This is a genomic window from Aeromicrobium yanjiei (genome assembly GCF_009649075.1).
Lineage (GTDB): Bacteria > Actinomycetota > Actinomycetes > Propionibacteriales > Nocardioidaceae > Aeromicrobium > Aeromicrobium yanjiei.
Genome location: NZ_CP045737.1, coordinates 393,404 through 413,251, shown reverse-complemented (window position 1 = coordinate 413,251; position 19,848 = coordinate 393,404). Strand labels below are relative to the sequence as shown.

The window sequence follows — 19,848 nt, the reverse complement described above, 5'->3', positions numbered from 1 at the left end:
GCAGGGTGATCATCCCTTGTCGTGCTGGCGCTCCTAACGACCCGACGGCTGACCCACCTGCTTGGCCACGACCACCCGGAACTTCGTGTAGTGGAAGCGCCCGTTGCGGTAGACGACCCGGTCAGTGCAGCTGATCAGCACCAGCCGGTGGGCCCCGACGGTCCTGAAGAACCGCGCTGGCAGCTTCCGGGTCCGGTCGTACTTCTTGGTCTCGGTCACCTTGTACCGGTACGTCTTGCCGGCGCTGCGCACCGTCACCGTCTGACCAGGGTGGGCCCGCCGCAGTCCCCACATGGCTCCGTGGCGGTCGCGCCGGTCGGAGACGTGCCCGGCGACCACCGCAGTGCCGATCTTGTCGCCGAATCCTGCCGACTTCCGCAGCCAGGCGGTCACGGCCACGTTGTCGGGCAGGTTCATCCGACCATGGGAGGTCGTCGTCGGCGTGACCCGGGCGCGCAAGCCGAATCCCTTCGCCCTGATCTCGAACCGAGCGGCCCGGGAGGCCTTCGGTCCACCGAGGATGCCGGAGAACCCGCCGTCGACCACCGGCACGGGGTACGTCGGCTTGGCCACGGTCGTGGTCTCGGACGCGAGGCCACACCGCGACGAGGCCGCCCGGTTGGCGTCCGTCCTCCTGGTCGCCACCTGCCAGGTGTAGACGCCCGGCTCGTAGAGCTTCACCCCCGGGGTCCTGGACCAGCCGCTCGTGGCACGCCACGTCACGGTGCGCGCCAGGTGCGCCGGGCGGCAGGACGCTCGCGAGAGCGACCTGAACGGGCCGTAGAGCCGCGCGGTGGCGGGCACCGAGGTTCCCCGGGCGAGGCCGGTGACCTGGACGCGGTCGTGGAAGGACTGCCCCGGCTTGACCCGCTGCTGCGAGGTGCGGGTGCGGATCCGCGGCTGGGCGGCGACGGGCGCGTCCACCTGCACGACGGCGGAGTCGGGCGACGACGAGATGTCCTCCCCGGCGGGGTCCGTGCCGGTCCCTCGGGCCGTGTTGCGCAGCCCCGCACCGTTCAGGTCTGCCGCCGTCACCGTGTAGACGCTGGTACAGACCACGCTGGCGCCGGGTGCCAGCTGAGCCGGCTCAGCGGGGCACGTCGCGGCCGGCAAGGTCCCGGAACCGGTGAAGCTGTCCTCGACGGCTGCCACGTCCCCGATCGGTACGTTGCCGGTGTTGGTGACCCGGAACGAGTACGTCACCCGTTGGCCGACCGCCGTGACGGTGGTGGGGCTCGCGGTCTTCTCCAGGCTCAGAGCCGGGTCGTCGGGGCCGACCCTGATCGCCGCCTGCGCCTGGGGTGACTCGACCGCCTGACCGATCGGGGTCTCACCCCTGGCCACGGCGGTGTTGACGATCCGCCCCGACGCGTCCGCCTGCTCGGTGTCGACGACGTAGGTGCCGGTGCAGGTGGTGGAGGCCCCCGGATCCAACACGTTGTCCTCGCAGACCAGTGCGTCCGTGCTGACGCGGTCATCGGTGACGTCGACGTTGGTCACCGTCGAGCCGCCGGTGTTCGTCACCGTGTACCCGTATTCGACCTCCGTCCCGTCCACGTAGGGCCCGGGTGTCTGCACCGTCTTGGTGAGCGCGAGCCGTGAGACCAGCGGGACCGTGACGGTCGCCTCCGGCGAGGTGATGTCGTCGCCCCCGGGACTCACCGCCGTGGCGGTGGCGATGTTCACGACCGAACCAGCCGCCGCATCCGCCGCCGTGACGGTGTACGTGCCGCGACACACGGTCGTGGAGCCTGGAGCGGGGGCCGGCGGCAGCGTCGTGCTGTCACAAGTGATCGCTCCGGTGATCCGGTCATCGGTGATGTCGAGGGTCGACAGGGTCTCCTGGCCGGCATTGGTCACCGTGTACTGGTACGGGATCACGGTGCCGGCGGTGATCACCGCTGGCAGCGGCTCGCCGGACCTGTCCACCTGCTTCTCCAGCTGCAGCTGGGAGAGCCGTACGACCGACTGCACCACGGCGTTGCGGATCAGGTGCACGTCGTTCTGCCCTCCGGTGGCGGCGGAGAGGCCGAACTTGTAGGTGCTCGGCAGGTCCGCGGGAGCCGGCACGTCCAGCTCGGTGATCCAGGGGTCGTCCGCGTCGGCCGGGTTGTACCGGACCTGGACGATCACCCGAGGCTCGGGCGCGGGCGTCACCTGGATGTTCACCTGGCGCCAGGAGCCGGCCCGGGTGGTGGCACGCAGCGTCCCGGTGCCCCCGTTCAGGGTCGACCCGGGGTTGTCCGGGTCCGCCGGCGCCGGAGGCGTGGTCGAAGCCAGGTAGCAGTACCCCACGGTCCCCTGACCCGGGCCGCGCAGGGTGATCACGTTGGGCGCTATCGGCCCATTGGCGGTGGACGGGGAACGCTGGTCGGCGGGGCAACCGGTGCCCCGGGCCTCGCCGTCGTTGTAGTAGTTGCCGAACGCGTCGAGCCCGACGCCGAGCAGTCCGCCGACCACCCCGGGCTCGAACTCGCCCTGCCCGGCCCGCCGCTGGGCATATCCGAGGCTGCCTCCCGGCGCTCCGGTCGCCGTCAGGTCGGTGGCGCCGTCGACCAGGAAGAACCCGATGCCGTCCGCGCCGGTGCCGCCGTACTGGAACTGGTCGAACGTGATGGAGACACCGGCACTGGCGGGGACCGGTCGGTTGTAGAGCACGCTCCCGGCGGTCTGCAGCTGTTCGTCGGTCAGCTGGAGGTATCCCGGAGTCCCGATCGCCGGCACGTCGCCCACCCGGGCGTTCGCACAGGTGGGGATGTTCGCTGCGCCGGCCGGGGGGGCGGCGGTGGCGCCGGTCAGGCAGGTCCTGCCCTGCACGGTCCAGGCCGGGTCGGGCACCGTCGCACCGGTGAAGGTCTCCGAGACGATGGTGCTGCCCCCGGTCGGGGGATCTGCGGAGGCCGGCGCCCTGCTCACGTCTGGCACGACCGCCAGTGCCGTCGCCGCAATCAGGCAGGCCGTTGTCCCGCTGACCACTCGTCGTAGGTTCGGCATGGCGTCCTCCTCAGGAACCAGTGCCTCTGTCTCCGCATCCACTGACCGGACGAGGCACGATGCTCCACCATGTGCCCGGATCGCCCCGGGAGAGCAGGGTCCTTCGACCCCTGCCCGTGCGCGGGTAAGGTAGCGACCCGGGCTCCTCCTAGGGGCCGACAGCAACAGCCACATCACGGCCGCGAGGTGATCCTGCCCACCCCGGGGCGACCGTCCCGGAGCGCTTGGGACATGGCCCGCGGGGTACTCCTGACGCGCCTGTCGAGCAACCGGCGGGAGCTGTGCACATCGCGAGGAAGAACATGCCGCCAGAACTGACACCCACACCCGACTCCGCCTCGGAGCCCACGTGCTGACGCCCAAGGGGCGCGGATCCCTCAGCGAGATCGTGTTCGAGTCCATGCGAGCCCCTTCGCCCTCATGGGATGCGGCGTTGCGCACGCTCCCCGACGACGACGAGGACCTCCAGATCACGCTCTGGGCTCTGTACGAGCTGCACTACCGCGGCTTCGAGGACGTCGACGACGCCCGCGAGTGGCAGCCCGAGCTGGTCGAGCTGCGACGCTCGCTCGAGTCGTCGTTCGAGCAGGAGCTTCGCGACCGCGCGCCCGACACGTCACCGGACGGGGAGTTCGCCGAGACCTTCTTCTCGTTCGTGGCCGAGCACGACGGTCCGTCGCTCGCCAAGTTCGTCCACAAGGATGCGACCTACGACCAGGCACTCGAGCTCCTGCGCCTCCGGTCGATCTACCACCTCAAGGAGTCCGATCCGAGCGCGTGGCTCGTGCCCCGCCTCGGTTACACCGCCAAGGCAGCACTGATGGAGCTGCAGTTCGACGAGTACGGCTGCGGCGACCCCACCAAGCTGCACGCTGCACTGTTCGCCCGCGGCATGGACGACTGCGGCCTGCGCAACGAGTACGGCGCGTACATCGACGACGTCCCGCTGGAGGTGCTCGAGGAGAACAACGCGATGTCGCTGTTCGGCCTCAACCGTCGCCTCCGCGGCGCCTCGCTCGGACACCTCGCGGCCTTCGAGGTCACCAGCAGCATCCCGTCGCGACGGATCGCCCAGGGCTTCGACCGGCTCGGGCTGCCGGAGTCGATGATCGGCTACTACACCGAGCACGTCGAGGCGGACGCGGTCCACGAGCAGCTGGCCGTGCGGACGATCTGCGGCGCCTTGCTGCAGGACGAGCCGGCCCTGCGCGACGACGTCTTCTTCGGCGCCTTCACGTGCCTGGACCTCGAGGACCGGTTCGCCCACCGCATGCTCCAGGAGTGGGCCGCATGACAGAGCCCGAGCACCCCGACGTGATCCTCTGCCCGGACGGGCCGATGCTCGTGCGGGGCGACCACGTGATCCAGGACGCCGACGGCGTGAACCACCGCACGACCCGACCCATCAGCGCGGTGTGCCGGTGCGGCAAGTCGGCCTCCCAGCCGTGGTGCGACGGCACCCACAAGGTGATCCCGAAGCGCTGACCGGCCGCCCGGCCGGGGTCAGCGGGCGAGCCGCGCCAGCACGCCCCGGTCGTGCCGGCGGGTCTCGACCAGCGTGATGTCCGACCCCAGTGCGTCCGTGAGGTGCTCGCCGATCGCCTCGGCCTGCTCGACCGTGCCCAGCTGGACGATGGCCGAGCCCCCCGGCTGGAGGTGACGGTCGATCACCTCGCACGCGGTGCGGGCCAGGTCCAGGCCGTCGGAACCGCCGTCGATCGCGATGTGCGGGTCCTCGGGGAACTCGTGGATGCCGGCGGACGGCACCCACGGCGGGTCCGCGATGATCACCGGATAGGTCTCGGCGTCCCCGACCACCTCGTCGATCCGCCCCTCGCGCACCTCGACCCGGCCCGCGAGGCCCGCGGACTCGACGTTGTGCCGCGCGAGCTCGCAGGCCACGGGGTTGAGATCGACCAGCACGAGCTGCCGGTCGGAGTCCACCACCGCGGCGAGGCCGATGTGCCCGACGCCCGCGAAGAGCTCCAGGACCGGTCCGGGCGCGGCCTCCTGCACCAGGTCGGCCGCCCACTGCGACTGGGCGATCGTCCACGCCCGCGGCCGCAGCACCCGGTCGTCGAAGGCGATCTGCAGACCGCCGAACTCGATCGTCTCCGTCGGCATCGGGGCCGTCACGGCGCTGGTCGAGTCGTTCTGGGGCATGTGGTGGGCTCCTCCTGCTGTGACGCGCGGCGCTGTCACCCCCGGGTTCTACCCGGCGGGTGGATCTGGCAAACGTGCCGCCGGGGTGGTCGGCGACACGCGCCGTCACAGGATAGGCATGCCTCCCGTCACGGCGACGCGGGCACCCGAGACGTACGACGCCTCGTCGGAGGCCAGCATCACGTAGACCGGGGCGAGCTCGGCGGGCTGACCCGCCCGGCCGATCGGGGACATGTCGCCGAACTCGTCCACGACGTCCGGCGGCATCGTGGTGGGGATCAGCGGCGTCCAGATGGGGCCCGGCGCGACGCTGTTGGCGCGGATCCCCCGGTCCGCGAGCAGCTGCGCCAGGCCGGCCGTCATGTTGGCGATGCCGGCCTTCGTGACGTCGTACGGGATCAGCTCGGGCATCGGCATGTCGGAGTTGATGGACGAGGTCCCGATGATGGACGAGCCGTGCGGCATGTGCGGCAACGACGCCTTCACGAGGTGGAACATCGCGCTCAGGTTCGTCGCGATGATGCGGTCCCACTCCTCGTCCGGGATCTCCTCGAACGTCTTGCGGTACATCTGGACCGCGGCATTGTTGACCAGCACGTCGACCCGGCCGAAGTGCTCGACGGTCTGGCTCACCATCGCGCGGCAGTGCGCCGGATCGGCCAGGTCGCCCTTGACCAGCAGCGCGGTGCGTCCGGCCCGCTCGACCCACTGCTGGGTGTCGGCGGCGTCGTCGTCCTCGCTGAGGTAGCCGATCACGACGTCCGCGCCCTCACGGGCGTACGCGATCGCGACGGCCTTGCCGATGCCGCTGTCCGCACCGGTGATGATCGCGACCTTGCCGAGCAGGCGGCCGGTGCCCCGGTAGGAGTGCTCGCCGTGGTCGGCGGCCGGCTGCAGGTCGCTCTCGTGGCCGGGCAGGTCCTGGGCGGGTGAGTCGGTCATGGTTCCTCCACGGGTCGGTGTCTGGTGCTCACTACCCCGTAGCGGCCCGTCCCAGACCACCGTCCGAGGAGCCCTCGTGGACCTCCAGATTTCTCAGGATCTCTTCAGGAAATCGCGCTTGCGACCGCCGCGTCGCTGTCCTATAACTGTGCCAAGTCGAGACTGAGTTGAGTCGGATCGACTCAACTTCACCGAAAGGAGAGCGTTGCCATGAACTCGATGACCTTCGATCCTTTCAGTGGCCTGGACCGTCTGGCTCAGGACCTGACGACACAGCTGCGCACGGGCCCCAGGACCGTGCCCGTCGACCTGTTCAAGGAGGGCGACCGCTACGTCCTCAGTGCAGATCTGCCCGGTGTCGATCCCGGCTCGATCGACATCGACCTCGACGGCCACCTGCTGACGATTCGCGCCGAGCGCACGGCCGCGATCCACGAGGGCGCCCAGTGGCTGACCCGTGAGCGTCGACCGGGCAGCTACGTCCGCCAGTTCACGCTGGGCGAGGGCGTCGACACCGAGCGGATCTCGGCGGCCTACGACAACGGCGTGCTCTCGCTGGTCATCCCGCTCGTGGAACGGGCCAAGCCGCGCAAGATCCAGATCGGTTCCAGCGAGGACCAGGCGTCGATCTCGGCCTAGTCGCCGACCCGCCGGTGCCCGCCCGACGCGCTCGGGCGGGCACCGGCGGTTCAGGACCCCGGAGCGTCCTCGGGAGGGCTCTGGCGCACCTCGTGCTGCGGATCGGGAGCGAGCCCGGGATCGAGGTCGGGTTCATGCCGCTCGATCGGGTCAGAGGGCTCGACGTCGTCGCGCGGGTCCTGCGGCGTGGTCGTCATGAGGGCTCCTCCTCGGGCTCCAGCCGCTTCAGCGGGCGGACGGCGGGGCCCTCGATCACCGTGCCGTCTGCAGCGAAGCGCGATCCGTGCAGCGGGCAGTCGTACGTCTTGTCGTTGTCGTTCCAGCTGAGGACGCCGCCCACGTGCGTGCAGATCGCCCGGACCGCACAGGTCGTCCCGTCCACTGTCGAGGTGCCGACCGGGACGATCCCCCGCCGGCCGACGACGCCTTCACCCTCGGCGGGCTCGGCCGGCGCGGGCCGCATCTCCGCCGATGCCAGGGACTTCGCGGCGGCGACCGCGACCTTGGCGTTGATCAGGCCGACGTGGCCGATGCCCGACGGACGCGTCACGCGCGTGCTCATGGTCTTCTGCCAGCTCGGGGCCTCGTCGAGGATCTGCGCGGAGATGCTGCGCCCGGCCATCACGCCGGACGCCATCCCCCACTTGTCGAAGCCCGTGGCGACGTGGATGCGTCCACCACCTCGGGGCAGCGGTCCGATGTAGGGCACGGCGTCGTGCGACTGGTAGTCCTGGGCGGACCACGCGTGCGTCTCCACGGCGCCGGGGAAGTGCTCGGCGGTCCACTCGCGCAGCGCGTCGACCTTGGCCCGCTCGGACGGCGTGCGTCCCACCTCGTGCCCGCTGCCTCCGATCAGCAGCTTGCGTCGGCCGTCGGCGGTCGGGACGTCGCGCACCGACCGGCTCGGTGGCCCGGCCGACAGGTACATGCCGTCGGGCACGGACTCCGCGGGGGCGTCGTACGCCAGGGCGTACGAGCGCATCGGCTCGAGCTTGGAGAAGTACAGGCCGCGATCGAGGATCGGGAAGCCCGTCGCCAGCACCACGTGATCGGCCTGCAGCGTGGCCCCGTCCTCGAGCGTCACTGTGCGTCGCCCGGACCAGGACACGTCCACGACCCGCACGCCCTGGTGGACCGAGCCGCCGTGCGAGCGGATCTGCTCGACCAGGGCGGTCAACAGGTCCATGGGGTCGATCTGGGCCTGGTCGCGCAGCACCACCGCGCCGAACTGGGGGAACGGGACGTCGAGGTGGCTGGTGGGGAACGTCGGCAGGCCGAGCGCCTGGGTGGCCTCCAGCTCCTGGTCGACCATGGCTGCCTGCTCGGGCGCCGACGCGTAGGTCACGGCGTCGCGCAGCTGGTAGGGCACGCCGTGGTCGTCGCAGAACCGCAGCATCCACTGCTGGCCCTCGAGGTTGCCGTCGACGTATGCGCGCACGACCTCCTGCGACTGGTAGCGCAGCATCGTCGACATCTTGGTGCCCTGCAGCAGGGAGACCTTGGCCGTGGTGTTGCCCGACGCGAGCGAGCCGACCACCCCGGCCTCGAGCACCGCGACCCGGCGGCCGGCCCGAGCGAGCAGCAGGGCCGTCGTCAGGCCCGTGATCCCGGCGCCGACCACGATGTCGTCGAGGTGGTCACCGGCGGGCAGCGGCTGGCCGGCGATCGGCTCGGGGCGGTCGAGCCACAACGAGGTCGTCGAGCTGGTCGCGGGCTTCACCGCAGTCCCCCGTCGGACGATCGAGGGCGGGTCGTCACGTCTGCGTGACGAGCTGACTGCCGAGGCCTGGGATGGGTCATGGCCGCCAAGTACCCCGGTCGGACGCGCGGCAACCGCCGATCGCCACCTTCTCGTCGGGCTCAGTCCCGGTGGTTCTCGTCCCGTCCGGCGTCCGCCCGGATCTCGCGAGCGTCTGCCACGTCGGACTGGTGCTTCTTCTCGGCCTTCTCGATGTTGCGGGTGTCGCGGGGCGGGAGCTGGATGGTCTCCTCGGCAGCGATGCCGGCCTGGAGCTGGCGACCCCGCTCCAGCTCGGCGTCGAGCTCGGCGCCGAAGAGCAGGGCCAGGTTGGTGATCCACAGCCACAGCAGGAACACGATCACGCCCGCGAGCGACCCGTAGGTCTTGTCGTAGCTCGCGAACGTCGCCACGTAGAGACCGAAGGCGGCCGAGGCGAGGATCCACACGACGATCGCGACGAGCGCTCCGACGCTGATCCAGCGGAACTTGGGCTGCTTGACGTTGGGGGTCGCGTAGTAAAGCACCGCGACGATGACCACGACGATCAGCAGCACCACGGGCCACTTCGCGATGTCCCACACGAGGATCGCGGTCGACCCCAACCCGATCTGGTCGCCCACTGCCTCGGCGACCGGACCGGTCAGGACCAGCGCGAGTGCGGCGATCGCGACCAGGACGATGGCGAACACCGTCACGAGCAGCTGAAGAGGACGCAGCTTCCAGATCGGCCGTCCCTCGCCGATCTCGTAGACCCGGTTCATCGCCCGGCCGAAGGCCCCGACGTACCCGGACGCGGACCACAGCGCACCGAGGACACCGAGGACCAGCGCGAGCCCCGCGCCCTGGGAGGTGCTCAGTCGCTCGATCGTGGGTCGGAGCGTGTCCACCGCGGACGACGGGCCGATCTGGTCCACGATCTTCAGCAGCGAGTCGACGGTGCTCGGGCCCTGGCTGAAGACGCCGAGGAGCGAGACCAGGGCGACGAGGGCCGGGAACAGCGCCAGCACCGCGTAGTACGTGAGAGCTGCGGCCAGGTCGGTGCACTGGTCCTTCGAGAACTCGCGCACGGTCTTCTTGACGACGTACAGCCACGACCGCTTGTGCAGGTCTGCCGGCGAGTCGGGCTTGCGGTCGTCGTCCGGGTCGATCTCGGTCCGATCGCGGGCGTCGGCTGCACTCATGGGTCCCCCTGGGGCTCGGGCGACGTCGTGGCCGCTGGCTGGTGCACAGGCAAAAGTCCTGCGTGGGTGCGAATACCCCGGCACGACGTCCCGGAAACATCCAGCCCTCGGCAACTCGTGGGTGACCACGGTCACGCCCCCCGCGGGCGCCACGTGGTTTGAGACGGCTCGGGCGGGGGTACAGACATGGTGTCCGAGAGACCCGAACCGGGGCACACAGCCCAGGCGACGGGATCGGACGACGCACCGCGAAGAGGGCGGACCACGGGCTTACGCAGACCGCACGGTCCGCCCCTTCAGGTGTGCGCCACCCACCGTGCGCCCGCGGAGCTAGTGCTCCCGCTCGTGCCTCTCCGCCTTGCCGAACACCAGGCGAACCTTCTTGCCCCGCATCGAGACGCAGTCCTGCAGGAGCACCCAGCCGTCGTCCTGCAGTCGGGTGATCGTCTGCAGCATCTGGGTCACCCCGACCTCCAGCGCTCGCATCTGGCGGTAGGACAGGTCAGGCACACGGCGATCGTAGTGCCCAGCGAGGATCCGGCCGGCTCACGGCAGCGCGGGTATCACCCGCACCGGGCACGGGTATGTCCTTCGCACACCGACACAGGAGCTGACCACATGGACGACACGACCCGCTCGCTCGCGCGCCCTCTCGCGCTCGTCACGGGGGCGTCGTCGGGCATCGGTCGCGAGCTCGCCCGTGAGCTCGCCGAGCGCGGCTACGACCTGATCGTGGTGGCCGAGGACGATGCGATCCACGAGGTGGCGCGCGAGCTCGACGCGATCACGGCGGCCCGGGCCGTGCAGGCCGACCTGGCGACGACCGCGGGCAATCTCGCGACGCTCGCGGCGCTCGACGACGACCCGCGTCGCCCGGCCGCGGCCGCGATCAACGCCGGCGTCGGCGTCGGGGGGCCGCTCGTCGACACCGATCTGGACGACCACCTGCGGCTCGTCGCGGTCAACGTGACCTCCACCGTGCACCTGGGCAAGGCCGTCGCCGAGCGGATGGTCGCCGAGGGGGACGGACGCCTGCTGTTCACCTCGTCGATCGCCTCGCAGATGCCCGGCCCCCTCAACACGACCTACGCGGCCTCCAAGTCGTTCGTGCAGTCCTTCGCGGAGGGCCTCCGCCAAGAGCTCCGGGACTCCGGTGTCACGGTGACGGCCCTGATGCCCGGCCCGACCGACACGGACTTCTTCGACCGTGCGGACCTGGAGGGCACCCACCTGGACGAGGGCCACAAGGACGGCGCCGAGCAGGTCGCCCGTCAGGGTGTCGACGCGATGCTCGAGGGCCGAGACCACGTGGTGACCGGCACGCGCCTGAACGCGATCCAGGCCGCGCTCTCCTCCTTGCTGCCCGATCCCCTCAAGGCGAAGCTGCACGGGAAGATGAACTCCCCCACGTGACGTCCGGCGGGGACTCCGGCAGGAGGTCAGCGAGTCGCTCCGCGAGCGCGAGCGCGTCGAACGGGGCGCGCACCTTCATGTCGTTGTCGAAGTACGCGTAGACGTCCTTGCCCCGGTCGGCCCATCCCCTCATCAGCGTGGCCCATTCGTCGAGGGCCTGGGGGCCGTAGCCGCTCGCATAGAGCTCGGTGTCGCCGTGCAGGCGGACGTACGCGAAGTCCGTCGTCACCTCCCGCAGCAGCGGCCAGCGCCCCGCCGTGTCCGCCACGACGACCGCGATCGAGTGCTCCCGCAGCAGCTCGAGGAACGCCGGAGCCAGATAGGAGTCGTGCCGCACCTCGAGGGCGTGGCGGATCTCGCGATCCGCGTCCGTCTCGGTCCAGGACCGACCCTCCACGCGCTCGTCGTGCTGCCCGGCCAGCCGCGCGGCCGCCGTCGTCGTCCGTGGGAGCAGGTCGAAGAAGTGACGCAGCCGATCGGGGTCGAAGCCCAGATTGGGCGGCAGCTGCCACAGCACGGGCCCCAGCTTGTCCCCGAGGGCGAGCGGACCGGACGCGAAGAAGTTGGCCAGCGGCTGCTCGACATCGTTCAGCTTCTTCATGTGGGTGATGAAGCGTCCGCCCTTCACGGAGAAGACGAATCCCTCCGGCGTGCGCTCGCGCCAGCCGCGATAGCTGTCGGGACGCTGCAGCGAGTAGAACGAGCCATTGATCTCGACGCTGGGGAGCCGCTCGGCGACGTGCTCCAGCTCATCCTTCTGGCGCAGGCCGGGCGGGTAGAACACCCCGCGCCACGGCGGGTAGGTCCACCCGGAGATGCCGATCCGGACCGTTCCTGCGGTCGTCCTCGGCACGCGGGGTCCTTTCTCTCGACTCTCTCTCGACGCCATCGTCCAGGTGCCCCTATCGGCGCGGCTGAATCGGGATCGGCCTCAGGGCTGCTGCAGCCGACCCGGCCGGTTTGCCGTCCCGGCACAGCACCGCCACGATGGTGCCGTGACAGTGCGCAAGGTGGCGGTCGAGGAAGAGATGTTCCTGGTCGACCCGGGGACCCGACAGCTGGTCGCCTCGTCGCACCGCGCCGTGGAGCAGGCTCCTGGGGACGAGGTCGAGCAGGAGCTGTTCCTGCAGCAGGTCGAGACCCAGTCCGATCCTCACCACGCGCTGGGCGACGTCATCGCCGACCTGAAGGAGGCGCGCCGCGGCGCGGCCAAGGCCGCCGACGGCGCCGGCGCGCGGCTGGCCGCGATGCCGACGCCGGTCATGCCCGACGACGAGGGCCGGCTCACCCCCAAGAGACGGTACGAGCAGATGATGGCGCGGTTCGGCCGCGTCGGGCGCGAGGCGCTCGCGTGCGGCATGCACGTGCATGTCGACATCGCGGACGACGAGGAGGGCGTCGCCGTCCTGGACCGGATCCGGCCGTGGCTCCCGCTCGTCCAGGCCGTCTCGACGGGCTCACCGTTCGACCTCGGCATCGACACGTCGTATGCGAGCTGGCGCGCGGAGATCTGGGACTCGTGGCCGTCCGCGGGGCCCGTCGAGCCGTTCGGCGACGCGGCGGGCTACGAGAAGGCCGTCGAGGCGATCGTCGCGAGCGGGGCTGCGCTCGACCACGGCATGCTCTACTTCGACGCCCGGCTCGCACGGGACTACCCCACGGTCGAGATCAGGGTCGCCGACATCTGCACCGACCTCGCGGACACGGCCTTGGTCGCAGCCCTCTCCCGCGGGCTCGTCGAGACGTGCGCCGAGGCCTGGCACGCCCGCACCCCCCTGACACCGTGGCGGGTCGACCTGCTGCGTGCTGCTCGATGGCAGGCGCGACGCCACGGCGTATCGGCGTCGCTGCTCCACCCGCTGGACGGAGCCCTCGTGCCCGCCGCCGACGCCCTCGGCGCGCTGGTCGACGCGATCGGTCCGGCCCTGGAGCGGGCGGGCGACCGCGAGCTGGTCGAGGACGGCATTGCCCGCGTCCTGGCCGAGGGCACCGGCGCGGACCGCCAACGCGCAGCGGCCGGACCGGACCTGGACCTCCGGGCGGTCGTCGACGACGTGCTCGAAAGCACAGCTGCCTCCCACCGCGACTGACGCGACGAGAGGCAGCTGTGGCGTGCGGTCTCAGGGCTGGAAGAGCACCTTGATCGCACCGTCCTGCTTCTTCTGGAACATCTCGTAGGCCGCGGGTGCCTGGTCGAGCGGCACGTGGTGGGTCGCGAACGTCTCGAGCCCCAGCGGGTCCGCGTCGTCCTGGGCCAGCGGCAGGAGGTCGTCCGCCCAGCGCTTCACGTTGGCCTGGCCCATGCGCAGCGTGAGCTGCTTGTCGAAGATCATCTGCATCGACAGGGGATCCGCAGCGCCCGCGTAGACGCCGCTGATCGACACGGTGCCGCCGCGACGCACTGCCTGGAACGCCAGGTCCAGGGCGGCCAACCGGTCGGTGCTCGCATTGGTCATGATCGGTCGCGACAGCGCCTTCGGCAGCAGGCCGACGACCTTCTGCGCAGTCTCGGCGACGCCCGATCCGTGCGCCTCCATCCCGACGGCCTCCATGACGGCGTCAGCGCCGCGCCCTGCGGTCTTGTCCAGGATCGCGGCGACCGGGTCGCCGTCCTCCAGGTTGATCGTCTCGACGCCCAGTGCGGCCGAACGCGCAAGACGCTCGGGGACGAGGTCGACGCCGATGACTCGCACGTCGCGCAGCAGCGCCATGCGGGCGGCCATCTCGCCGATGGGGCCGAGGCCCACGATGACCAGGGTCTCGCCGGACTTGATGCCCGAGTACTCGATGCCCTGCCATGCCGTCGGCGCCACGTCGGAGAGATAGACGAAGCGGTCGTCGCTCGGCCCCTCCTCGACCTTGATCGGGTTGTAGTTGCCGTGCGGCACCCGCAGGAACTCCGCCTGGCCACCGGGAACCGCTCCGTAGAGATCGGTGTAGCCGTACAGTGCGGCACCCATGCCGTACTCACGCACCTGCGTGGTCTCGCACTGGGTCTGCAGCCCGCGCTGGCACATGAAGCACGATCCGCACGCGATCTGGAACGGGATGACGACCCGGTCGCCGACCTGCAGGTCGGTGATGGCCGATCCACGCTCCACGACACGCCCCATGGGCTCGTGGCCGAGCACGTCGCCGGGGTGGAGGAACGGTCCGAGCGGGTCGTACAGGTGAAGGTCGGATCCGCACAGGCCGGACGTCGTCACCTCGATGATGATGTCGTCAGCCTCCTGGATCTGGGGGTCCGGGACGGTCTCGACGCTCACGTTCTGCTTGCCCTGCCAGGTCAGTGCCTTCATGTGTTGCCTCTCGCGATTGCGGATTCGGTGGGCGCGGGCGGCTCGCCGGCCTCGCGCCTCTGCACACACAAGTGCCCGACTGAGGAGCTTTCAACCATCGCCCGACGCGACGAACCGCCGTGGCCCCTCGGACGCATCAGCTGCGAGGGGCGCGACGGCGGTTCGATCAGGCGTGCCGGTCCGGCAGATCAGCTGCCGGGCTGGTCGGCGAGGTCCTGGCCGCCGGGCGGGACGGGCGCCTCGGGCCCGGTCGCGGGCTCTCCGGTCTGGACGGGGTCGAAGTCCTCGCCCTGTCCCTCGTCGGCTCCACGCTCGGTGTCGGGCTCGATGGGTGACTCGCTCATGGTGATTCCTCTCGTCGGGGCCCTCCACGTACCCCGCCGCGGCTCCGTGTAACCCGGCGCCGGGTCAGACGGACGGCACCTCGGCGACGCTCAGGTCGGGCCGCGCCCGCACCAGCCGCGCCGGGTGGCGCCACCTGCCCCGATCGGTCGAGCTGTCGACCGAGACTTCCACCACGAGCGTCGGCTCGACCAGGGTCACGGGCCGCTGGTCCCGCCTTCCCCAGCGCGTTCCCGTCGCCCCGCCGTCCTGCCACGGGTGCTCCTCGTCCGCGGGCACCAGCAGCCCGGAGAGGCCCTTGCGCAGCTGCGGTGCGAGCTGGGTCGTCGTCCCGACCATCTGCAGGTCCCCGGAGCCGTCCAGGCGTCCGAGCACCAGGTGCTCGGGCGCCTCGGGATCCCCGGCGACTGCACCCACGATCGCCTCGGCGGTGTCACGCACGCGGTACTTCAACCAGTCCCGCGCCCCGTTGCGGTAGGCCGTGCCGAGCCCCTTGACCACCAGGCCCTCGATGCCGACGTCCGCGGCGCTGTAGTCGTCCAGCCACTCGCGGGCCTCGGCCACGTCGGTGGTCTGGGGCGAGAGCTGGATCGCTCCCTCCGGCTCGTCGATCACGGTCTCCAGGAGCTCTCGGCGCACCTCGAGCGGGCGCGACCGGATGTCGATGCCGGCGACTGCGAGCACGTCGAATGCGATGAACGAGGCCGGGCGCCGCCGGAAGCCGTGATTGCTCCCCCTGCCCAGACGCCGCTGCAGCTCGGCGAAGTCGAGCGAGCCGTCGGCCCACACGACGAGCTCACCGTCGACGACCAGACCGGCCGGAAGCTGCTCGGCGGCCGCCGCGGCCACGTCGTCGAACGCATCGGTGATGTCGTGACCTCGCCGCGACTGGACCCGACAGCCGTCCTCGTCGACGAACAGCAGCGCCCGGTAGCCGTCGAACTTGGGCTCGTACGCGCAGCCGCCGGCCAGCGCGCCCGGCTCCGGCAGCGCCGTGACGTGGCGCGCCAGCATGGGGTCCTGCGGGAACGCGAGCATGGACTCCAGCCCTCCGTCGATGAGCGCCCCGAGCCTACCGATCGCGGCGTCACCGCACGACCCGGTACGTCCCGTCACCCCGTCGCTCCACGAGGCCGCGCTCCTCGAACGCGCTCAGCCAGCCCGTCATCGGCCACTGCCCCCAGCGCGCGTGGAAGAGGGTCGCGTTGCGGACCACGTCCTCCACGTGCTCGACGGGAGGCGAGCTGACCGGGTGGTGCTGGTGGAACGCGGTGGCGGCGCCGACCCACGTCAGGGCCAGGTCGAGGCTCTCGGCACTCTTGGCGAAGTCGGTGTCCTCCCCGCCGTAGCCGAGGTAGCCCTCGTGGAAGCCGCCGATCTCGGACCAGGTCCCGCGACCCAGTGCAAAGGACAGCGACCAGAACAGCTCGTAGCCGCGGCGGGTCCGATCGACCGTCCCGGCGGGCGGCGCCGGCCGAGCGGCATGCGGCTCCGCGAGCGAGTCGAGGGTCGCGAGGTCGTAGCCGTCCGGGGGCGGGGGTGGGAGATAGCTGACCGGGCCGCAGAGCAGGTCACGGGACGTCACCGGATCCGTCGCCGCCTCGTCGTACGCACCCAGCAGGGTCGGGGACGGGACACAGTCGACGTCGAGGAACACGAGCGTCCCGGCTCCCGCGGTGATCGCGGTGCGGGCGCCGACGTTGCGGGCACGGGCGAGCGGCAGGTGCGGACCGGAGCGCGCGAGGTGGACGACCCGGCGACGCCAGGGGACGGGCTCGAGCGCCTGCTCGAGCCCTCCGTCGTCCATCGCGACCACGACGTGGAGATCGGGTGGGCGGTGTGAGCGGCGAAGACCCGCCTGCTGCAGCGCGAGGTGGTCGTGGCGGCCGTGCGCGATCGTGACGACGGCGAGCATCAGGACGGCCCCGCCGGCGTACGAGCGATCTCCTCGGCGATCACGGCGGCGAGTCGCTGCGCGCCGCCACCGTCGTTCCAGCACGTCCAGCCCGTGCCGTCGAGGGCCGCGGTCCGGTCGAGCAGCTGCGACCATCCGGAGGTCGGCAGGCCCTCGGGGCACACCGTGACCGGGAGGCGTCCGTCGGCACCGAGGACCGCCGCCATCGCGTCCTGCTCGCCGAACGGGCGCGGGCGCGGCACGACGACCGCGGGCCGCCTCGCCGCTGCCACCTCCGCGATCGCGTTCTGGCCCGCGTGGGTGACCACGACGTCGGCCGCGCACAGCCGCTCCCACGGGTCCTCGACCCAGGCCGCGCCGGGACCCATGACGTCCCACGTCCAGCCCGGCGTCCCGGCCTGCGCCGCGAGGAGGTCCCACTCCTCCGCCCCCTGGTCGCCGGCGCCGGCGAGCACGAGCACCCGTCGCTCCCCGTCATCCCTGGCGGGCGCGACGATCTCACGTCCGTCGAACCGGGACAGACCTCCCACGCAGGTCAGCCGGTCCAGGTGCGGGTCGAGTCCGGTGACCATGCCCGTCGCCTCGGGTGGCCATGCGCCCACGATGCGCCGTGCGACCGAGTGGACGAGGTCGTGCGCGGAGTCGAGGCGCTCCCCCGGCAGGACCAGGGTGATGACCGGCGTGCCGTGCAGGCGGGCCAGCAGCGACACCTCGACCGAGATGTCCACCACCATGAGCGTCGGCTCGACGTTAGCGATCCACGACGAGATCTCGGACATGCGGGCGGTGAGACCGCGGTCCATCTCCGGCACCCAGTGCAGACGGCCGCGCGCGCTGGCGTCGACGGGCTCCGCGCCCTCGTCGTCGCGAGGGAGCTCGAGCCAGGGGCCGATCCACTCAGCAGGGCGCGGCAAAGAGCTCATGCCGACCACGACCGTGCCGGTCGCTGCCGCGACGGCGATGGCGCGGTGCAGGTGACCGCGACCGTGGTGGTGCACGTAGTAGCCGATCATGCGGCTCGTCCGGCAGCCGCTCGCCGGTACACGTCCTCGTAGGCCGACACCATGCGCGCGACCCCCAGGTGCCTCGTCGCGTGCTCGCGCACGTGCGAGCGGTCCAGCCTGCTGGCCTCCTCGATCGCCACCGCCAGGGCGCTCACGTCGCCGGGCGCTGCCAGGGCGCCCGTGCGCGCCGTGACGATCTCGGGGAGCGCGCCACGGCGGAAGGCGGCCACCGGGGTGCCGCAGGCCATCGCCTCCGCGGCCACCAGGCCGTAGGGCTCGTCCCAGACGGGCGAGACGACCGCGACGGCCGCTGCGCCGACCAGGTCGACCAGCGCGGCCGTGTCGAGGTGGCCCGCGTAGTGGACCCGATCGCCGAGGAGCGGCTGGATCTCACGCACGAAGTAGTCCTCGTCCTGGCGAGGACCCGCGAGGTCGATCTCCATCCCGGCCTCGAGCGCGGCCAGCACCGCGAGGTGGGGCGCCTTCTCCGGGACGATCCGGCCGGTCCAGACCGCGCGGGCGCCCCCGGGTCCCGCGCTCCAGCGCGTCGTGTCGATCCCGTTGAGCACGACCTCGGCCGCGACTGCGTGCTCCCACGCGGTTGCGGTGTGGCGACTCACCGCGACGAACGTCGTGGGGACCCGCGCGACCATGAGGGCCGACTCCAGCCACGGGACGGGCGGTGTGTGCAGGGTCGAGACCATCGGCAGGTCGACCAGCTCGGCCATCGCGATCGGGAGGTGGTGCAGCGAGTTGTTGTGGATCACGTCGAAGCGGTCCTTGCCCGTCCGCGCGAGCTCCATCATGAGGCCCAGGTACGCGTGGTGCTCGGCCATCCACACCTCGGGCATCGCGCCCACGTCGCGGCGGGCCGCGGGGCTCGGCTCGAACGGCACGGTCGCCAGCTCCTCGACGTGCAGGCGAGGGTCGGAGCCGGGCGCGGCGAAGACGCTGACCCTGTGGCCGCGAGCCATGAGGTGCTCGGCCAGCAGCGCGGTGTGCGCCTCCATGCCGCCATGGAACGGCTCACCCACCGGGAATCGGCTGGACGCGATCAGGCAGATCCTCATGACCGGACGAGCCGGGTGAAGACGGCCCGGTGGGCCTCGGAGACCGCATCGCGCTGGCGGGCGCGGTCATCGAGGTCCAGGAGCGGGGTGGGTGCGTCGTGGGCGCGGTGGATCGCGCGCACGAGACTCTCCTCGTCGAACGTCGTCTCGTCCAGGCGGTACGTGTGCACGGGCGCCTGGTCGGCGTAGTAGCCGCAGCTGGGCGCGACCACGTCCGTGCCGAGGTCGCGGCAGGCCTCGAGCCAGCCCGAGTGCGTCCCGTGGCGGTAGGGCAGCACCGAGACGTCGAGGCTGCCGAGGTAGTCCCACAGCTCGGCGTCCGAGAAGAAGTCGTGCACCCGCAGGTCGATCTCGTCGCCCAGGTCGCCGAGCATCGCCGCGAGCCGCGCATCGAACTGGGCGCCGCCCGGCTCCAGCACGTCGCGATGGCCGTTGACCTGCAGCACCGCGCCCGGGAGCTCGCGCGCGGCCCGGACGAGCACGGGGACGACTGCCTCGGCGTCCATGCACGCCCGGAGGCTCTTGAGGTGCACACCGATCCGGAAGGGGTCGGTGCGCCGCGCGCGACGATCCCGGAGCCGGGCGGCGACGTCGAGCTCGACGACGTGCGGATGACCGATGACGGTGGCCGTGCGTCCCCAGCGACGAGCGATCTCGGCCGCCGCACCAGGGGTGAGGGTGATGAGCTCGTCGGCCGCGGGCACCAGGACGTCGAGCTGCTCGTCGTGGGCGCGCCTGTCCGTGTGGTGGGGGTTGCGCAGGTCGTGGACCGTGAACACCAACGGCTTGCCGGCCGTCCGGAGAGCGGCGACGACGGCACGCAGGTCGTCGACCGAGAACGCGTCGAATCCGAAGTGCAGGTGCATCAGGTCGAAGTCGTCGCCGTGCGCCGCGATCCAGTCGGCGTCGAGCATCACCGGGGGCCACCACTGGGACGCCTCAGGGCTGCTCCCCGGGGGCCGCGGGTCGGGCAGCCGCTCGACCGCCGCATCCTCGGGCTGCGCGGGCGCCAGGTGCCGCACATAGACGTGGGAGGCGGGGATCGAGGCGACGCGGACGGGCCGCAGCTCGGCGGGTCGTGGGGCTCGGGTGGCCGAGTGCAGCATGGTGTCCTTTCCCATGACAAGGGGCGGAGCGACCTTCTG

The 19,848-nt window shown here is 71.4% G+C and carries 20 protein-coding genes; 5 read left to right on the top strand and 15 right to left on the bottom strand.

The annotated features are described in order from the left end of the window. Positions 1-33 precede the first annotated feature (33 nt). Positions 34-2,916: a DUF7507 domain-containing protein gene (locus GEV26_RS02275; protein ID WP_153651560.1), complete on the bottom strand. Its 2,883-nt coding sequence runs from the start codon at positions 2,914-2,916 to the stop codon at positions 34-36. 511 nt (positions 2,917-3,427) lie between these two features. On the opposite strand from GEV26_RS02275, the gene GEV26_RS02270 reads away from it, so the two are divergent. Continuing rightward, the gene (locus tag GEV26_RS02270) at positions 3,428-4,288 is read left to right on the top strand and encodes an iron-containing redox enzyme family protein (protein ID WP_243838856.1); all 861 of its coding nucleotides are present in this window, start codon (positions 3,428-3,430) and stop codon (positions 4,286-4,288) included. Continuing rightward, positions 4,285-4,479: a CDGSH iron-sulfur domain-containing protein gene (locus GEV26_RS02265; RefSeq protein WP_153651559.1), complete on the top strand. Its 195-nt coding sequence runs from the start codon at positions 4,285-4,287 to the stop codon at positions 4,477-4,479. The genes GEV26_RS02270 and GEV26_RS02265 overlap by 4 nt, the downstream gene beginning before the upstream one ends. Positions 4,480-4,497: 18 nt before the next feature. On the opposite strand, the gene GEV26_RS02260 is transcribed toward GEV26_RS02265, so the two are convergent. Both GEV26_RS02260 and GEV26_RS02255 read right to left on the bottom strand, forming a co-directional pair. Further along, positions 4,498-5,157, bottom strand: a complete 660-nt coding sequence (locus GEV26_RS02260) for a methyltransferase (protein WP_208430699.1) — start codon at positions 5,155-5,157, stop codon at positions 4,498-4,500. A gap of 105 nt (positions 5,158-5,262) precedes the next feature. Continuing rightward, positions 5,263-6,099, bottom strand: a complete 837-nt coding sequence (locus GEV26_RS02255; protein WP_153651558.1) for an SDR family oxidoreductase — start codon at positions 6,097-6,099, stop codon at positions 5,263-5,265. Positions 6,100-6,309: 210 nt separating this feature from the next. Here GEV26_RS02255 and GEV26_RS02250 point away from each other — a divergent pair, with 210 nt between their 5' ends. Beyond that, positions 6,310-6,738, top strand: coding sequence for an Hsp20/alpha crystallin family protein (locus GEV26_RS02250; RefSeq protein ID WP_153651557.1), 429 nt, complete (start codon positions 6,310-6,312; stop codon positions 6,736-6,738). Between the two features lie 50 nt (positions 6,739-6,788). On the opposite strand, the gene GEV26_RS02245 is transcribed toward GEV26_RS02250, so the two are convergent. From GEV26_RS02245 to GEV26_RS02230, 4 genes are all read right to left on the bottom strand, one after another. Next, entirely contained in the window at positions 6,789-6,935 is a 147-nt protein-coding gene (locus GEV26_RS02245; RefSeq protein WP_153651556.1) for a hypothetical protein, read from the bottom strand. Beyond that, positions 6,932-8,458, bottom strand: coding sequence for an FAD-dependent oxidoreductase (locus GEV26_RS02240; RefSeq protein ID WP_153651555.1), 1,527 nt, complete (start codon positions 8,456-8,458; stop codon positions 6,932-6,934). The genes GEV26_RS02245 and GEV26_RS02240 overlap by 4 nt, the downstream gene beginning before the upstream one ends. Positions 8,459-8,598: 140 nt before the next feature. Then, the gene (locus GEV26_RS02235) at positions 8,599-9,660 is read right to left on the bottom strand and encodes a YihY/virulence factor BrkB family protein (RefSeq protein ID WP_153651554.1); all 1,062 of its coding nucleotides are present in this window, start codon (positions 9,658-9,660) and stop codon (positions 8,599-8,601) included. A 330-nt stretch (positions 9,661-9,990) separates the two neighbouring features. Continuing rightward, positions 9,991-10,170, bottom strand: a complete 180-nt coding sequence (locus GEV26_RS02230) for a hypothetical protein (protein WP_153651553.1) — start codon at positions 10,168-10,170, stop codon at positions 9,991-9,993. Between the two features lie 108 nt (positions 10,171-10,278). On the opposite strand from GEV26_RS02230, the gene GEV26_RS02225 reads away from it, so the two are divergent. Next, a complete protein-coding gene (locus tag GEV26_RS02225; RefSeq protein WP_153651552.1) occupies positions 10,279-11,073 on the top strand; it encodes an SDR family NAD(P)-dependent oxidoreductase in 795 nt (264 codons plus the stop codon). Here the strand turns inward: GEV26_RS02225 and GEV26_RS02220 are convergent. Then, positions 11,033-11,926, bottom strand: a complete 894-nt coding sequence (locus GEV26_RS02220; RefSeq protein WP_243838855.1) for a DUF72 domain-containing protein — start codon at positions 11,924-11,926, stop codon at positions 11,033-11,035. The two genes, GEV26_RS02225 and GEV26_RS02220, sit on opposite strands and share 41 nt — an antisense overlap. 142 nt (positions 11,927-12,068) lie before the next feature. Between GEV26_RS02220 and GEV26_RS02215 the strand changes: the two genes are divergently transcribed. Next, positions 12,069-13,163: a carboxylate-amine ligase gene (locus GEV26_RS02215; RefSeq protein WP_194839940.1), complete on the top strand. Its 1,095-nt coding sequence runs from the start codon at positions 12,069-12,071 to the stop codon at positions 13,161-13,163. Positions 13,164-13,193: 30 nt separating this feature from the next. Here the strand turns inward: GEV26_RS02215 and GEV26_RS02210 are convergent, their stop codons facing one another. The 7 genes from GEV26_RS02210 to GEV26_RS02180 form a co-directional block, all read right to left on the bottom strand. Continuing rightward, positions 13,194-14,372 (bottom strand): alcohol dehydrogenase catalytic domain-containing protein, encoded by a 1,179-nt coding sequence (locus GEV26_RS02210; RefSeq protein ID WP_153651549.1) that lies wholly within the window; start codon positions 14,370-14,372, stop codon positions 13,194-13,196. A gap of 188 nt (positions 14,373-14,560) precedes the next feature. Then, positions 14,561-14,716 carry a hypothetical protein gene (locus tag GEV26_RS02205; protein WP_153651548.1) on the bottom strand — a complete coding sequence of 52 codons (156 nt, stop codon included), beginning with the start codon at positions 14,714-14,716 and terminating at the stop codon, positions 14,561-14,563. 64 nt (positions 14,717-14,780) lie between these two features. Further along, positions 14,781-15,830, bottom strand: a complete 1,050-nt coding sequence (locus GEV26_RS02200) for an ATP-dependent DNA ligase (protein ID WP_208431011.1) — start codon at positions 15,828-15,830, stop codon at positions 14,781-14,783. Next, positions 15,802-16,629, bottom strand: a complete 828-nt coding sequence (locus tag GEV26_RS02195; protein ID WP_208431010.1) for a glycosyltransferase family 2 protein — start codon at positions 16,627-16,629, stop codon at positions 15,802-15,804. The genes GEV26_RS02200 and GEV26_RS02195 overlap by 29 nt, the downstream gene beginning before the upstream one ends. Then, positions 16,629-17,642: a glycosyltransferase gene (locus tag GEV26_RS02190; protein WP_153651547.1), complete on the bottom strand. Its 1,014-nt coding sequence runs from the start codon at positions 17,640-17,642 to the stop codon at positions 16,629-16,631. The genes GEV26_RS02195 and GEV26_RS02190 overlap by 1 nt, the downstream gene beginning before the upstream one ends. Then, a complete protein-coding gene (locus GEV26_RS02185) occupies positions 17,639-18,703 on the bottom strand; it encodes a glycosyltransferase (RefSeq protein WP_153651546.1) in 1,065 nt (354 codons plus the stop codon). The genes GEV26_RS02190 and GEV26_RS02185 overlap by 4 nt, the downstream gene beginning before the upstream one ends. Next, positions 18,700-19,824: a glycosyltransferase gene (locus GEV26_RS02180; RefSeq protein WP_243838853.1), complete on the bottom strand. Its 1,125-nt coding sequence runs from the start codon at positions 19,822-19,824 to the stop codon at positions 18,700-18,702. The genes GEV26_RS02185 and GEV26_RS02180 overlap by 4 nt, the downstream gene beginning before the upstream one ends. Between the last annotated feature and the right edge of the window lie 24 nt (positions 19,825-19,848).